Source organism: Bacillus cereus group sp. MYBK15-3 (assembly GCF_051916765.1).
Classification (GTDB): Bacteria; Bacillota; Bacilli; order Bacillales; family Bacillaceae_G; genus Bacillus_A; species Bacillus_A cereus.
The window spans coordinates 61,091-74,918 of sequence record NZ_JBQAHG010000006.1; the positions used below are offsets into that span (position 1 = coordinate 61,091).

A 13,828-nucleotide genomic window follows, 5' to 3' on the forward strand; every position below is an offset into this window, starting at 1 on the left:
ATGTGGGTATCCGCAAAGTAAAACAAAGTCCTATCAATAAAGTAGGCGTAAACAAGGTGAAAACCTTAGAAGAAATTCAAAAGCTTGAGGCTGAAAAAGGTAAACAGAGGGTTGAGTTAAGTAAGAAAGAGCTAGATAAAGCAAATCGTAAAGAGTTCATTCGGTCGTTTACAAAGCCCCAACATTTCTTTACAGCCGTTGTGTGTATGGTGTTAGGTGCAGGTTATCTGTATCTAACAACTGATACAATTATCCCTGCTATTATAATGGGGGTTATTGCGGGTGTTATGTCTGCGTACTACTATTCATTCCTTCCGGGAAAACTAAATGTAGTACAGAGAGACTTGGCACAATTAGAAAGTTACTGTTTAGATATTTCATTCCATATGCAGACGGGTAAAACAGTAGCACAAACGCTTAAAAAAGTATCTGAAAGCTATAACGGTCGTGTAGGTGTGGATATTAAACATACGTATGAGGTACTGAGAAATACAGGTAAATTAGACTTCTCACACTTCGATAAGTACGAGTTTACGGCTTTAGATATCTTCCATCGTAATATGTTAATCGCATATCAAGATGGTGGGGATGCGAAGCGCCTATTCAAACGTCCGTTAAAGAACATGTCAACGGAGCTAGTAAAGCGTGATGAGTTGTACCGTAAAAACAAGTTCCAACGTTTACAAGAGTATGTGGCGTTAATTATCGCTGCACTTATCCCGTTAACAATGAAGGTTACGGCAGGAGATTTATATGCTGCGTTTACCGAGGTAACACCTGCAGCGTTAGGGATTATGGGCATTTGCTACGGTGGTTTCTTATTACTTTCCTTCAAAATTCAGAAGCGTACGTTAGATATTTCTGTACGAGCATAGGGGGAGTAAGGTATGCAAGAAGGTTCAGCATTTATGTTAGTGGCGATTATCGGGGTAATTGCACTCGTTATTTACTTAGCAGCTTTTGGACCCGGTATTACGGTTGCCTTAGATGGCTTTATGGGAACATTGCATAGATAATGAGGGTGCGTAACAGCACTCTTTTTATTTCTTAAATTATTGACTAAAATATAATAAAATGGTATAGTGTAACCAAGGAAGCAAACAAGCAAAATAAATCAAGAAAACAAAGGAGCTGTTTTTATATGTTAGGTACAGAAAAGGTAGTTATTGCGGGTCGTGAAGTAGAAAGAAAAGATAATGCGGTTGTAGGGTTATTTATAGAAGAGCTACCAACTACGTATATAAAAGATTGTTATACTGGGTTTATTGAGCTTGATGCCGAAGTGGTAAGTGCAAAAGGTCGAGGAAAACAGGTTGCTGTAACGTACAAATTCACTGAAAACGGTAATGATTTTGAACACACAATCAAAGGGTATACATCCGAAATCGGTAATTATAAAGATAAAGTAGGTACAAAAGAAAAGGTTATGGATAGGGTTCGAATTCTTGATATCGATGTGTCTGATGAAGATGAACATAAAGTATTAGTTGAGATGTACCTTGGTGGGGAAGGTAATGCCTTTTGGGTGAATCGTGACCGTTTAGTTATTTTAGGGGCTGATGGGTTCGTGTACAGTCGTGCGTTTGTAGAAACAGAGAAAGGCGCTGAAAACTTTAATGTAATCAGCACACAAACGGAGCGAAGGGTAGGTATTGAATATCCAAAGTCTAAATGGGATTGGAACGGAAGAGAATTTATAAACTAAAGGTGAGGGTGCGTAACAGTACCCTTTTTATTTTTGATAAGCAGTTTAGTACGCAGTTTTATATTCTTAGGTATACTGGGGTTTAGAAGGAAGGGGTTGTGGTGTGATTGGGTAAGGCAACGGTTCTTGGGAATAAGATAACGAGGAAGAAGGGTCAAGTAGTTATGAATCTTTATATAGATAATATCCCGTCACATGATTTGGTAGGAAGTAAGGTATATATTCTTGTTGAGTTAACTCCTGTGTCGTTCAGACGAGCGGGTTCTGGTTATATGGAACTTTCATGTGAGTTCAGCGAAGATGGTGCGGTGTATAAGAGAAGTGTGTACCTAGATATGATGGCAGGGGATGTGGCGCAGGAATACATGGGTAAGACGCTGTCACATATGATGAAAGTGGATTTGGTTGAGTGTAATGAAGATGGAAGTAAGTTTCTTGTAGATATGGACAGTCAAAGGTTTTGGGTACATAGAGACAGGATGTTAAAGATGGAGGTAAGTAACCATACAGGTACGTGTGTGATATACCAAAGAGATTATTTAACAACGGATAGAGGTCGTTGGGACTTCGATAGATGTAGCAAAAAATAAGGAAGATGATGGGGAGGATGGTAGTATGCAGAGAGGGGTTCAGATTTTAGGTGGAATGTATCCAGTCGTAGGTAGCGTGGTAGAGGGTATTTACGTTGAAAACATTCCTCTAGATGCGATGGTAGGTCTAAAAGGTGGAATTAAACTACTTCTACATGTGAATCAGGTAGGGGATTTGCCGGATGGTAGGGTCAATGTATATTGTAAGTTCTGTGAAAACGAGCAGTGGTATGGTTTCTCTCTGGTATTAGGTGAAGAGCAAGCAGAGAAAGCACAAGATAAGATAGGAGATGTGTGGGAGCTTGTATTTCCTTTTGAGATAGTAGACCAGTATGAGGAGTATAAAGAGTCTGGATTAGTTGTTAGAAGTTGGTACGGGCATGAGTTCCGTGTAAGTCGTGATAGGTTGCTACGATTAGAAATAGGGGCGACAGTGTTTCAAAAGGCGTATCTAGATACAGAAGAGGGTTATGGAGCTTATCAAAATCTACGTAAAAATGAATTGGTACATGCAGAGTAAACAGGGACCACATAAACAGTGGTCTTTTTTAGTTCCCGTACTTCTCGTTCCATTCCTTGTTGGTTTCGTCTATAGCTTCGTTGAGCCTACGTATAAATATGCCCATCTCAATTCCTTCTTTTTCGGCTGCTATGAGCTTTTTACGGTGCTTGAGTCCTTCTTTATCATCTGGATTGGCTTTCATCCACGCCTTGTGTTGCTCTATAGCGGTTAAACGGTCTTTAATATGAGGTAAGAAAGGTATCCATTCTTTATCAATCTTCATGTGTTCCACGCCCTTGCATCGTTTTCCTTATTATGGTTGAAAAGTAAGGGAGTTATACTTTGTTATAGGTGTGAAATGCACCTAAACAATCGGTTAAAGAGTATGCAGGGCGCGGATAATTAGGCAATAAAGGGTGCTGTGGCGCTCTTTTCTTTACCTATAAAAGATAATATAGCAGTTCATGGTATATCTTTCTGACCCACGTGCATACTATGTTTAGACAATGTTTAATTTATGTTTAAACAATGTATAGACATTGAGGGAGGAAGATGGTAAAATGAACTCAAATGGTAACGACAACACTAGGCAAAGTGATTGGATGAAAGAAACTGGTTCTATGGAGAAGGCAAAGGAAAAGGAAGAGGTGGGTGTAATGTCTGCACCAACAACAATGAGAAAATGGGGCAATAGCTTGGGAGTTATTATTTCTAAAGATATTGCTTCCAGTGTGGGAGCTGATGTCGGTTCTGAATTTGAATTAAAAGTTATAAAGGGGACGGAGGGAAAGGAAATCCGCTTAGTCCCTAAAAAGCAACAAAAGGAATATTCGTTGCAAGATTTATTATCAAAATGTAAGCCTGAGAATCGACATAACGAGATTGATTGGGGCATAGAGGGGAATGAACTTATCTGATGATGGAAGCACCTGAAAGAGGAGACCTTGTGTATTTGAATTTCAATCCACAAGCTGGACATGAACAGGCAGGTCATAGACCGGCAATTGTAATATCGCCAAAAGAGTTTAACGAGGCGACTGGGTTTGCGACATTCTGTCCAATAACGTCAACGGTACGTGGTTGGGGCTACGAGGTGTTGCTTCCTGCGGGGTTAAATATCAGTGGGGTTATCCTAACTGACCAACAAAAGAACCTTGACTGGAAAGCAAGAGGCGTAGTTAAGAAAGATAACGCTCCCGAAGAAGTGGTTGAGGATTGTAGAGCAAAAATTAGAACGTTTATATAAGATAGGCAAGTAGAAAGCCTTCCATGTTATGTGGAGGGCTTTTTTGTGTGTAGAAACGGGGTAATTATGTCCCGATAGGTAAAGGAACATGTGATACCTAAATATAGTGATGATACATGGGAAGATACGTGATAACTAAATATACAGAGGATACATGGGAAGATGCAGGATACGTACCCGTATCGGATAATAGCCTATATATAACGTAAAGTTGATAAACATGTTGGTAATTCAACATAAAATAAATCTAATAACAGAAAGAGGTATCTCGATATGCAGGAAGGTTCAAGTAATTTATTAATGGTAGTTCTAGGGGTAATTGTATTCGCGATTATTTCTGCAGTATTATACGCAACATTCCAACCAATGGTTGATGGTTTCTTCGCACAAATGGCATCTAAGATGACATCTGCTTGGTCAACATCGAAGTAACAATATAGTTAAGTAACGAACCCTTATGGTGAATCCATAAGGGTTTTTTATTTGTCTTGATAAGCAAGTACATTAGTAAAATATAAGATTGTGGTATACTGAGGTCAGAATAAAACGTATGGGGCGGTGTTAAAGGTATGGCAAGTCAGGATGTTGAGACACAACTGCGAGAACATATGTTAGAAAAGGCAAGGTTTATTAAAAAAGTACCAAATAGTAACCTAACGGAAAGCGAGGTTATGAAGTTAAAGGATAAAGCAACAGATGGGATTCATTTTCTAGAAGAGAAAGTAAAGAGTTTACGTGGGGGTACAAATCGGGATTTATTTTAAGGGGGGTGTAATGATGGATTCGTTTCAATCGGATGTTACCTATTATGAGTTAAAAGAAGATGGAGTATACGTACATACAAAAAAGACGGTAAGTGGTATAAGTCTTGGTGATTTAGTATACAAAATTACGTATCGTCAGTTCAATACGTTACTGCAGCAAGAAGCGGGTGAGATTGAACAGGCAGGTAGTTGGAGCGTTATGGATACGTTTATGAAGAAGCGAGGGGATTCCGTTCACTATATCCTACCTGCAGGTACGTTTGAGGTTTTGGTATCTAGAGGGAAATTGCGTGTAAAACAAAAGATTGGGAATAAAAATTTCCCGTTCTTTCAAAGCGGGATGTCATCTAGTAGGCATTACCGAGCGGATTATGGTTCGGAGTATGTTGTGGATTGGTTAGTTACGGGCAGTTTACATGGAACATACAAAAACGAACTTATACAAGTGGTTAATGTGCAAAAGCTGCTAAGTGGTAATGTATTAAACGGTTCTGCGCAGTTTCAAGATGTACCATATTTAAAAGAAAAGTTATCTCGTGATTTTAAAAAACGTATGATACAAGGAAACACAATTGATAGGCGTAGAGAGTGTTGGATGGCGGGAGCTGAGCCGATTTTACGTTACGTACAAGCAGAAGATTTACAAAACGAAAGATTCATTACAGAGTTTGAGCGTTCATCCCGAGATAGGAACGCAATAAACTGGACGGGGGTGTAGAGACATGGTTACTATGCAAGAATTACGAGCAAGACAAATAAAGTCTTCTGATGAGGGTATAACTGGGCATCATATAGTGGTTATACAGGGCTTAGGAGGTCTTACAAGCCATTTCCTTTACAACCTTATGTTCCGTTTAGAAAACGCTTCTGGAGGGGCTACGGTCGTTCTGGTTGATGGTGAGGGGATTGGGGTTACAGTCCGTGATGAAGATATCCAAACAGGGTTATACATCCCTTCTGATAGAGGAAAACGGTACATCGATGTACTACAAAGTAGGTATAATGGAGTATTTTCGGTGGATATGTTAGAAGGTAGCAGTGGGCTGCTTCAAGAAATGAGTCGTGGGAATGATTTAGGTACAAATCTATTCCTAATTGATTTTACGAAGCGTGGAAGTGCGGATATGTTGCAGGTGTTTGATGCGCTATCCCATGTAAGGCGTGTAAGTAAAAATGTACATACGTTATGCAATATCCGTGCGTACACAAACGGAGACATAAGTCACATGCATGCAAGGTTATTGAGTGGCGAAGGAAAAGTACGTGGGGAGAGATATCCGGTAAACCAAGATTGTGAGGTAGGTTCAGGCTCTGATACGTTTGTAAGAAACCAAATGCTTTCTATCTATGTATTCAACTACATAAACGCATTAGTAAGTGAAGGGATGACGGTAGATTATCATGCGTTACATGGGGATATGTTGCAGGGGGAGCAAGGTCTTACAAGGGAGTTCTTTGAGATACCAGTACTTACAGTATTTGATGATTACGAGGTAAGTGTGGATGCAATTCCTAAAGATGTGTTGATAGCTTTCCGAGAGAAGTGGGAGCGTTGCGTAGGTGTGGTACATGAAACGGTGTTTCCAGACTTTATGCGTGACCATAGCAATATGACGGGGAAACGAAAACGTATAGATGCGCTTCGTTATATGGCGAAAGTGATTCCAATTTTAGAAGACCCAGTTATGTCGTTAGAGACGAGAAAAGATGAGAACGCTGCGTTAGTTATTGCGTTAAAACAGTTATGTGTAAACGCAACAAAAGCCAATCAGGAGTTAGGTAAAAATAAGGCGGCAGTTATGGTTAAAATGGAGGATGAGATTAAAGTCGGGTTAACGTTGCTACAGTATGTGAAAGAAGAGGGGGTCTGGTTGTTCTAGACCTCTTTCATTTTGATACGACAACTATTGACTAAATTATATAAATGTGGTATGATAAAGACAGTTAAGGAGGGGAAACAAGTGAATCGAGTAACGGTAGTCGTTGGAGCGGGCGGAACAGGGAGTTATGTGATGCCTAACCTGACAAATTTATACCATACGGATACAAACGATAACTGCATCGTGCTTATAGATGGGGATGTGGTTGAGGAGAAGAATCTTCTTAGACAGGGATTTTTACGAAAAGATTTGAATGGCAATAAGGCGGAGGTTCTGGCGAAGCGTTACGGAGTAGCTTATCCCGACTTAGGAATTTACTACAGTACCGGATTTGTAAATGATGTGAGTGCGGTTTTAGGTGTAGTAGATACATTCTCGGAGGTAGATGAGGTCGTCCTTGTCAGTTGTGTAGATAATAACTATGCGAGATTGAGGTTACTGCTAGCTCAATTTCAGATATTCGATAAATACGGTTGTGACGTTCATTTTATCGATGCAGGTAATGAAGAGTGGCATGGTCAGGTAATTCCTTGTTCGTTGTATAGCGGGAACGAAAACCCGTTAAAGTTGCAGGGGAATAGGGTTACGTTTCATGCAGGTGCTTGCGGAGGTCATGTGTTAGATAGCATATTCGTAGGGATAGAAAATTGGAGAACAAAATTAACCCGTGGCGACCATGAATTAAGTTGCGACGAGGTTACAGTGAGTCATCCTCAAAATATCGGAACAAATATGATGTCGGCAGCAACGGTAGTAAAAGCAGTGCAGCAGGTTACGCAGAAGGTTAAAGTTACTGAGATTCGTTTTAATAGCCGAAGTAATAAGTTTTCAGTAGGTACAGGGAGTACATCGGAGCAACTTGCAGAGAGGTTAGAAGATATATGCAGGTTCGTTAACGAGGAAGATACAAACATATTTGGAGATTCTCGTATTCCTGTTATCCCGGCAAACCGGAGTATGGCTGATAAATTTAAGAAAGCAACGAAAGCGAAAAGAGTGGCAGTGCCTAAGAAGAAAGAAAGCAAAGACCTGGTCGATATTCTAAGTATTTTTGATGACGATGATTTCGGAATCGATATAGACGATGTAGCTGAGACTGAAGTGGCAAGTGTGAAAAAAGAAGATGGTTACGAGTCTTGGTTAAGTGAGTTCTTAGATGATTGAGTAGAGAGGAGGAGCTAGGGTGAAGAAAAAAGTAGTAATCAAGGTGGACGATTCGCTGTTGAAAGTTCCAATGGATTACCTTACATTAGATGTTCCGAGTGAGGATATGGAAGAGGATGATGGCGGGGAGTCGCTTAAAATTAAGGGAAATATTTCTTCCCTTAGTTTCGCCGATGGTAACGGTTTTGTTATCGCAAATGTTCCAAATATCCACTCTGAAATAAATGTAAGTATAGCAATTACAGAGATTGATGCAGAATATAGTGCAAGTGTAAGACAGGCTTACAGGAATGTGTACCAAGCGTATATAAAGCGACATAAGAAATTAAAAATCATTAGTCGTGTTGGTGTTCAGATGTGGTTCAAATACGATACATCGACGTTAAAGGTACATGGGGCTTCGGTAAAATTACGCTCAGCATTAAATGATAAAGAGCTGCTGATTCCTAACGTGTATTCTGGGGATGGTAAGATATGTTGGGGTAGAGGTAACAGTTTACCTGACTATGAAAAACCAGAATACATGGCGAGCGGGTTAATGGCTGTATTTCTAAACGCACCGTTCAATTTAGACTTAAGTAACAAAGAGTTACGGGCGCGGGATTATGTGAAATACATTCGAAGTTGTCAGAGCAGGGTAGCTACATTGGATTGGACAGCAGCCGAAAAAAGACATTTAGCTACTTGGTTAGATGGTGAATTGGCTAAGGTACACAGCGCAGTAGGTGAGCTTACACCTTACTCAGTTTTAAAGAGAAGCTCGTATTTGATTATACTTATGACAAGCATATTTGAAGATGATATTTGTGAACTTGCAGGATTTATTCATACTAAACAGATTAAATTTTAAATAAAATTATAATAAAACTAACAAAGAGAAAGAGGGGAACGTACAGTGAGTACAGTAACAAAGAATTTAGTGAAGTTTTTAAAAGAGGGATACAATATCCCAGAGGTAAATAAGGAGTTTAAGAAACGACTATCGTTAGAGGACTATCATATGTTAGAAAAAGTGATTGATGGGGACGTTTTACGTGATGAGTACCTACGTTATTACTTAAATGGTTATGGACAGTTTGAACTTGCAGAGGTAGCAGGTCTATCAAAGCAACGAATTGCAGTTATTTTAGGCGGGGAGTACGCTAAAAACGGCTTGACACGTGAAGAGGCACTTGCACAGCATAAAGAGAGTCGTGAGCGCTTAGCTGCTGTTGCTCACTGGTATGCAGGGGTGTATAGAAGTGATAAACTAGGGGATTTAAGCCCGGCACTAGATTGTACGCATACTCCGGCACGAATGAATACATTACCAGTGCTATATGAGACATACAGAAGCTTAGGTGGTACAAAGTTTGAGTATGCATTCGATGAGGTTGATACTCGTTACTGGAATCCAGACCGTGAAGAAAATGAAAAAGAGGTAAAAGCAGTAGAGATGTACATGGAAGGAATCGAAGGTCATGTTATCCGAGAAGAATTAGGGTTAACGGCTGAGGAATTATTCCGTTGCTACAAACGTGCTAACCGTAGAAAGACATACAAAAAGAAAAAAGGTCTTCTGAAAGAAGATGCATAAGATTGATTTTAGGTATATTGGATGATAGTATTGTGAGGTAACCATAACCTACACCTAGCTAGAAGATAGCCAATAACCTAGCTTTTTGTTAAATACGCAAGGAAAACGGAGGGTGTATACCTCTGCTTTTAGCGTTCCAGAAGAGAGACGGATACCCACCGTCTTTTTTCTTTACGTAATATTGACTAAAATATAATAAATTGGTATAGTTATAGCAGTTGAAGTAAGCAATAGAGAGGTGGATGTTCTAATTATGAAGGACTTAAACTACTATAAAGAGGAATTTAAGAAGCTAGGGTATAGATTAGAAAGACAAAAGAGGTTCTACGGTAATGGGTACTATTATATTAAAGAGTCTGATTTCCAGTCAGGGTTTACAGACTGGAAATGGAGTTCAAAGAGTGTAGCAGGCATTGAAATAACACTTGAGTTGTTAAAAGTGTCGGAGGTTTCATAAACCTTTACAGGTAGAGCAGTGGGGTTAGGGACTACCTAATCCTTACTAAAACTAGGAGGGGTTATTGTGGAAAAAGCTATGTATAGAGGGTTTTCTGTAGGAGATAAGGTTTGGGACGTGGAGTTCGGCGATTCCGTTATAGTAGCTATTAATTTTAAAGAGAAACTAATCGTTACAGATAAAGACATGATTGCTTTCGCTGTAGTAGATGAGTACTTAAGTAAAGAAAAGAAGTAAGGTCTATTTTTAACTCAAGCTATTGACTAAAATATAATAAACTGGTATAGTTTAGATAGATGAAAGGTTACCAGATGTTAGTTGTGGTGGTTACCTAAGTAAAGGGGAGATTCGTATGTTAAGTATTAAATTACAGGGAATCGGAGAAACACCTGCGGTTAAAGCAAAAGATTTAGTGGTGGGTTCTGTGACGGTCTGGAATTTTGGGTTTCATGAAACGGTTACTTCTATTACACCTAGCAAAACAGGAAAGACGATTAAAGTGGGAATTGAATATAAAAACAGGGAAGGTCAGACTACTACCTCAGAGCGAAAGTTACGTGCCGACAGGTTGGTAGGTATTGTTAAATAACTAGGAGGGTTTCTTATGAAAAAAGTAACAAAAAAGCAGATGGCTGAGTTTGTAAAACAAGCAAAGAGAATTTTAAATAGATACGGTTGGACAGCTTTAGAGAATAGTAGCTTTACGCATAAGGTAGCTACAGATTTAGGTGATGTACGTATACGCATAGATGAGGAAGCAAGCTATTGTTATAGTATCTATATGTGTTTCGAAAATGTAGAAGAGGCAAAGAAGGAACTGGATTGTAATCGGTACACAGGGAAATACAACATACATAAGTACGATATGTTAGAAGCATTAGAGATGTTTGAGGAAACATTAGAGTTTTGCGGAGCAGTGGAAGCAGCGTAAATTGGGAGGATATAAAATGAACTACAGTAAAGGTTTAATTCTTGAATTGACTGCAGGGTATTCATACAAATGGTTAGTAGATATTGATGGTATTTCGAGGGGTCTTGTGGAATACCTATTTAGAAAAGAACATGGAAAAGATGTCGAAAAGGCTAATGTTATTGACCCAGAAGGGGTTCGCAAACACTCACATGTTGTACAGCTTGCACATACGGTAGCAAAAGGAAATAAGTTATCGGATTTGTGTAAAAAGCATAGCGCAATAACAAGGCTCGATGGATTCGGTAAACCATTTGAGCAGTGGACAATAACGGTTATTACGGGTGAGGGTTCTATGTATCATATTGAATGTGATAACAAATTAGATGTGGTTGATGAGTTAATTGATTTGCAAAATACAGGTCAGGATATGACTTATGTAAATGTATTTAAACCTAAAAGCAATATGTCGGTAGCGGATATTTTGGATTGCAAGGCGTAGAGAAATCTACTCCTTTTTGTTTATCTGAAACTATTGACTAAAATATAATAAACTGGTATATTATAAGTACAGAAACAAACAACAAATAAAACCAAAGCAGGGGGAACTAAAAATGATTCATTTTGTAAATAGAGAAACAACATTAGCAAACAAAAGGTACGAGGATACAATTCAAGCGGTTGTGGAAGAAAATCAAGGTATGTCATTTGAAGAACTTCATTGTTTGGTTAGTGAAACGATTGAAGATAAAATTAAAGAGGAGTTAGCTCCTATCACAGAGGGTTTTGTAGCTGAGTATGTCTGGGGTGGTTTTGAAGAAATCGATTACCGTGAATTAACACTTCGTTTCTTTGCAAAAGAGTGGGGTAAAATTCAATTACGTTGTATATACGATGGTGGAGAGGTAATTACAACAACGTTTAAAGGTACGTATAATGATGCAGTTGACTATTATATAGGTAATGTATTTAACGTCGGTACGGTTACAGATGACATGCAGACCTGTACGAAAATAGAGGTGTTAGGTTAAAGGTGCTGTACTTCGGATTTTAGCGGCTAACTATTGACTAAAATATAATAACGTGGTATATTAATAACAGATAAGAAACCGTTGGAGGGATAAAGATGGCAACTAGATTAGAATTAGCAAAACAAAAACTTGAAAGATTAAGAAATGAACTTAATTCAGCAATCGAAAGCGACCGCACCCATTATGCTCAAACAAATGGGCAGCCAATGAACGACAAGCGTAATGCAGGTAGTTTCTTCAAAAGGGCGAAACAAATAGAAAATAAGATTTTTAGGTTATTAGGTGAAGTCAAAGCACAAGAAGAACGTGTTGAAGCCTTGGAATGGAAAGAAGAAAATAGATTGTCAAATGCAAGCAAAGGATTAAACAAGTACGGCGGTCTTGATATGAGTGTTGAAAATATACCACTAATAAAAGAAATGATTAGAAAATCCGACAACGGTGAGAAAGTACCAGTGACAAGGGCGACAATCCTAAAGTATAAAAAACAGCTTGTGGTATTGGAGAAGATGGCAGAGAAATCGGAAGAAAACACAAGTAAAATGGATAGCCGTACAGAGGAACTTATAGAAAGCGGTAAAGTTATACAGTGGAAGAAAAAGCCGATTTACTATTTTGTAAAGGGGTTGAGAAAAGTAGCATTAGTGATTGATGAAAATGGACTTTTCAAGGTATCTGCAAAGTATCCAGTTAAAACTGAAGAAGAACAACAAATTATAGATGGGCTTTTAGCATAAGACATGGGGATATCAAGCCCCTTTAAAAACGGAGGTAATGAGGATGAATGTGTATAAATTAGATTCTGAATATATTAAAACAACTGCTGATGCAGGAGAGGTGGCAAACGCAATTATTCGTGTGAGAGAAACGGTAGAAGATTACGAGGTATCTGATGTAGTTGCGGAGTTACATAAGGAGGGGTATGCGGCTAGCAAGGTTACAGTCATTGAGATGGATTACTAGGTTTTATTAAAAATAAAGGGGTTGTTTGTATATGAGTTCTCGAGGGTTAAAACATGTGCATATATTGGTTATCGTCGTAAGTGCAGCGTTAGTGGTTACTAACATGCTGCAGGGTGATTGGTGGAGCGCTTTTGTATATGCAGGGATAGTGGTCAGCGGTGCAGGTTTCGTGGTCGTACGTAGCAAACAGGCGGTTACAAAGGTAGCGATAGGCTTATTTCTATTAGGGGTCGGTATCAGCTGTATAGCGGTAGTTATCTGCTATTTAAACGAAGAGTATATTAGACTGTTTATCTCGGTTGCAATGGTGATAATTTGTGCTGTAGGTGTCGGAAATACAAAAAAGGAGGGGTTAAAATGGGAGTAGGTTTGGGAATTGTAAAACATGCAGTAGCGGGGTTGTTAATAGTTGGGGGTGTAGGTTACGCATCTAAGGATTATGTAAAAGATTACTTGGTGGAATCGAACACAAAAGAGTTAGTGCAGGAAACATCGGTTGCAGATATAAAGAAAAACAAAGAAAAAGAAGCCGAATATAATTTTGAAGATGTAAAGCCAGTAAGTGTGACAAACATTGTGAAGGCTGAGTCTTCAGACAATGCAGTTGTGGGGCGCATTCAAATTAAAAGTGTAAACTTGGACTTACCAATCATCAAAGGGGTTAGTGATGAGGGGATGTATAAGGGAGCAGGAACGATGAAGGCAGGGCAAGAGTTGGGGAAAGGTAATTATGCGTTAGCGAGCCATCACATGAAAGACCCGAATCTGCTTTTTAGTCCGTTAGATAGAGTAAATAAAGGGGATGAGATTGTAGTCAGCGATGATACGGGAACGTATATGTATAAAATCGTAGAAAAGCGTGAAATATCTGCTAAGGATGTGTATGTAATTGATGATGTAGAGGGTCATGCGCTTATTACAATGATTACATGCCGTTCAGAGGGTGATGGTAGGTTGCTAGTGCAAGGGGAGTTAGTTAAATAGGGTTTGGTAAAAGAGCGTATATTTGCGCTCTTTTTTATTGACTAAAATATAAAAAA

25 protein-coding genes are annotated in these 13,828 nt (G+C 39.0%); 24 read left to right on the plus strand and 1 reads right to left on the minus strand.

Features of this window, described 5'->3' with window-relative positions; translation table 11 throughout:
• The first annotated feature begins 2 nt into the window (after window positions 1-2).
• From ACTFR8_RS22285 to ACTFR8_RS22305, 5 genes are all read left to right on the plus strand, one after another.
• Window positions 3-875 carry a type II secretion system F family protein gene (locus tag ACTFR8_RS22285; RefSeq protein ID WP_221660243.1) on the plus strand — a complete coding sequence of 291 codons (873 nt, stop codon included), beginning with the start codon at window positions 3-5 and terminating at the stop codon, window positions 873-875.
• A gap of 12 nt (window positions 876-887) precedes the next feature.
• The gene (locus ACTFR8_RS22290; RefSeq protein ID WP_260459660.1) at window positions 888-1,016 is read left to right on the plus strand and encodes a hypothetical protein; all 129 of its coding nucleotides are present in this window, start codon (window positions 888-890) and stop codon (window positions 1,014-1,016) included.
• Window positions 1,017-1,141: 125 nt separating this feature from the next.
• Window positions 1,142-1,705 carry a hypothetical protein gene (locus ACTFR8_RS22295; RefSeq protein WP_440027916.1) on the plus strand — a complete coding sequence of 188 codons (564 nt, stop codon included), beginning with the start codon at window positions 1,142-1,144 and terminating at the stop codon, window positions 1,703-1,705.
• A gap of 107 nt (window positions 1,706-1,812) precedes the next feature.
• Entirely contained in the window at window positions 1,813-2,295 is a 483-nt protein-coding gene (locus ACTFR8_RS22300) for a hypothetical protein (RefSeq protein WP_440027919.1), read from the plus strand.
• A 25-nt stretch (window positions 2,296-2,320) separates the two neighbouring features.
• Complete coding sequence (locus ACTFR8_RS22305; protein ID WP_440027921.1) at window positions 2,321-2,815, plus strand: hypothetical protein; 495 nt, start codon at window positions 2,321-2,323, stop codon at window positions 2,813-2,815.
• 28 nt (window positions 2,816-2,843) lie between these two features.
• On the opposite strand, the gene ACTFR8_RS22310 is transcribed toward ACTFR8_RS22305, so the two are convergent.
• Window positions 2,844-3,080 carry a hypothetical protein gene (locus ACTFR8_RS22310; protein ID WP_440027924.1) on the minus strand — a complete coding sequence of 79 codons (237 nt, stop codon included), beginning with the start codon at window positions 3,078-3,080 and terminating at the stop codon, window positions 2,844-2,846.
• Window positions 3,081-3,357: 277 nt separating this feature from the next.
• Between ACTFR8_RS22310 and ACTFR8_RS22315 the strand changes: the two genes are divergently transcribed.
• The 19 genes from ACTFR8_RS22315 (at window position 3,358) to ACTFR8_RS22405 (ending at window position 13,772) form a co-directional block, all read left to right on the plus strand.
• The gene (locus tag ACTFR8_RS22315) at window positions 3,358-3,714 is read left to right on the plus strand and encodes an AbrB/MazE/SpoVT family DNA-binding domain-containing protein (protein WP_260459661.1); all 357 of its coding nucleotides are present in this window, start codon (window positions 3,358-3,360) and stop codon (window positions 3,712-3,714) included.
• A 2-nt stretch (window positions 3,715-3,716) separates the two neighbouring features.
• Window positions 3,717-4,043 (plus strand): type II toxin-antitoxin system PemK/MazF family toxin, encoded by a 327-nt coding sequence (locus ACTFR8_RS22320; protein ID WP_193635776.1) that lies wholly within the window; start codon window positions 3,717-3,719, stop codon window positions 4,041-4,043.
• 273 nt (window positions 4,044-4,316) lie between these two features.
• The gene (locus tag ACTFR8_RS22325; RefSeq protein WP_193635737.1) at window positions 4,317-4,475 is read left to right on the plus strand and encodes a hypothetical protein; all 159 of its coding nucleotides are present in this window, start codon (window positions 4,317-4,319) and stop codon (window positions 4,473-4,475) included.
• A 137-nt stretch (window positions 4,476-4,612) separates the two neighbouring features.
• A complete protein-coding gene (locus ACTFR8_RS22330) occupies window positions 4,613-4,807 on the plus strand; it encodes a hypothetical protein (RefSeq protein ID WP_221660249.1) in 195 nt (64 codons plus the stop codon).
• Between the two features lie 13 nt (window positions 4,808-4,820).
• Window positions 4,821-5,525 (plus strand): hypothetical protein, encoded by a 705-nt coding sequence (locus ACTFR8_RS22335; RefSeq protein WP_440027927.1) that lies wholly within the window; start codon window positions 4,821-4,823, stop codon window positions 5,523-5,525.
• A 4-nt stretch (window positions 5,526-5,529) separates the two neighbouring features.
• Window positions 5,530-6,687: a hypothetical protein gene (locus ACTFR8_RS22340; protein WP_440027929.1), complete on the plus strand. Its 1,158-nt coding sequence runs from the start codon at window positions 5,530-5,532 to the stop codon at window positions 6,685-6,687.
• An 81-nt stretch (window positions 6,688-6,768) separates the two neighbouring features.
• Window positions 6,769-7,851: a ThiF family adenylyltransferase gene (locus ACTFR8_RS22345; protein ID WP_221660252.1), complete on the plus strand. Its 1,083-nt coding sequence runs from the start codon at window positions 6,769-6,771 to the stop codon at window positions 7,849-7,851.
• A gap of 58 nt (window positions 7,852-7,909) precedes the next feature.
• On the plus strand, window positions 7,910-8,701 hold the full coding sequence (locus ACTFR8_RS22350; protein ID WP_221660253.1) for a hypothetical protein: 792 nt from the start codon (window positions 7,910-7,912) through the stop codon (window positions 8,699-8,701).
• A 45-nt stretch (window positions 8,702-8,746) separates the two neighbouring features.
• Window positions 8,747-9,427 (plus strand): hypothetical protein, encoded by a 681-nt coding sequence (locus ACTFR8_RS22355; RefSeq protein ID WP_221660254.1) that lies wholly within the window; start codon window positions 8,747-8,749, stop codon window positions 9,425-9,427.
• Between the two features lie 253 nt (window positions 9,428-9,680).
• The gene (locus ACTFR8_RS22360; protein WP_440027934.1) at window positions 9,681-9,884 is read left to right on the plus strand and encodes a hypothetical protein; all 204 of its coding nucleotides are present in this window, start codon (window positions 9,681-9,683) and stop codon (window positions 9,882-9,884) included.
• A 66-nt stretch (window positions 9,885-9,950) separates the two neighbouring features.
• Complete coding sequence (locus ACTFR8_RS22365; RefSeq protein WP_440027935.1) at window positions 9,951-10,121, plus strand: hypothetical protein; 171 nt, start codon at window positions 9,951-9,953, stop codon at window positions 10,119-10,121.
• A gap of 115 nt (window positions 10,122-10,236) precedes the next feature.
• Window positions 10,237-10,473 (plus strand): hypothetical protein, encoded by a 237-nt coding sequence (locus tag ACTFR8_RS22370; protein WP_221660257.1) that lies wholly within the window; start codon window positions 10,237-10,239, stop codon window positions 10,471-10,473.
• A gap of 15 nt (window positions 10,474-10,488) precedes the next feature.
• Window positions 10,489-10,815 (plus strand): hypothetical protein, encoded by a 327-nt coding sequence (locus ACTFR8_RS22375; RefSeq protein ID WP_440027937.1) that lies wholly within the window; start codon window positions 10,489-10,491, stop codon window positions 10,813-10,815.
• A 16-nt stretch (window positions 10,816-10,831) separates the two neighbouring features.
• Entirely contained in the window at window positions 10,832-11,296 is a 465-nt protein-coding gene (locus ACTFR8_RS22380) for a hypothetical protein (protein ID WP_221660259.1), read from the plus strand.
• Between the two features lie 112 nt (window positions 11,297-11,408).
• Window positions 11,409-11,825 (plus strand): hypothetical protein, encoded by a 417-nt coding sequence (locus ACTFR8_RS22385; RefSeq protein WP_221660260.1) that lies wholly within the window; start codon window positions 11,409-11,411, stop codon window positions 11,823-11,825.
• Window positions 11,826-11,920: 95 nt separating this feature from the next.
• Window positions 11,921-12,562 (plus strand): hypothetical protein, encoded by a 642-nt coding sequence (locus ACTFR8_RS22390; RefSeq protein WP_221660261.1) that lies wholly within the window; start codon window positions 11,921-11,923, stop codon window positions 12,560-12,562.
• A gap of 43 nt (window positions 12,563-12,605) precedes the next feature.
• A complete protein-coding gene (locus tag ACTFR8_RS22395; RefSeq protein WP_221660262.1) occupies window positions 12,606-12,788 on the plus strand; it encodes a hypothetical protein in 183 nt (60 codons plus the stop codon).
• 31 nt (window positions 12,789-12,819) lie between these two features.
• On the plus strand, window positions 12,820-13,155 hold the full coding sequence (locus ACTFR8_RS22400) for a hypothetical protein (protein WP_440027940.1): 336 nt from the start codon (window positions 12,820-12,822) through the stop codon (window positions 13,153-13,155).
• Entirely contained in the window at window positions 13,146-13,772 is a 627-nt protein-coding gene (locus tag ACTFR8_RS22405) for a class A sortase (RefSeq protein WP_440027943.1), read from the plus strand. Before ACTFR8_RS22400 ends, ACTFR8_RS22405 begins: the two co-directional genes overlap by 10 nt.
• The last annotated feature ends 56 nt before the right edge of the window (window positions 13,773-13,828 follow it).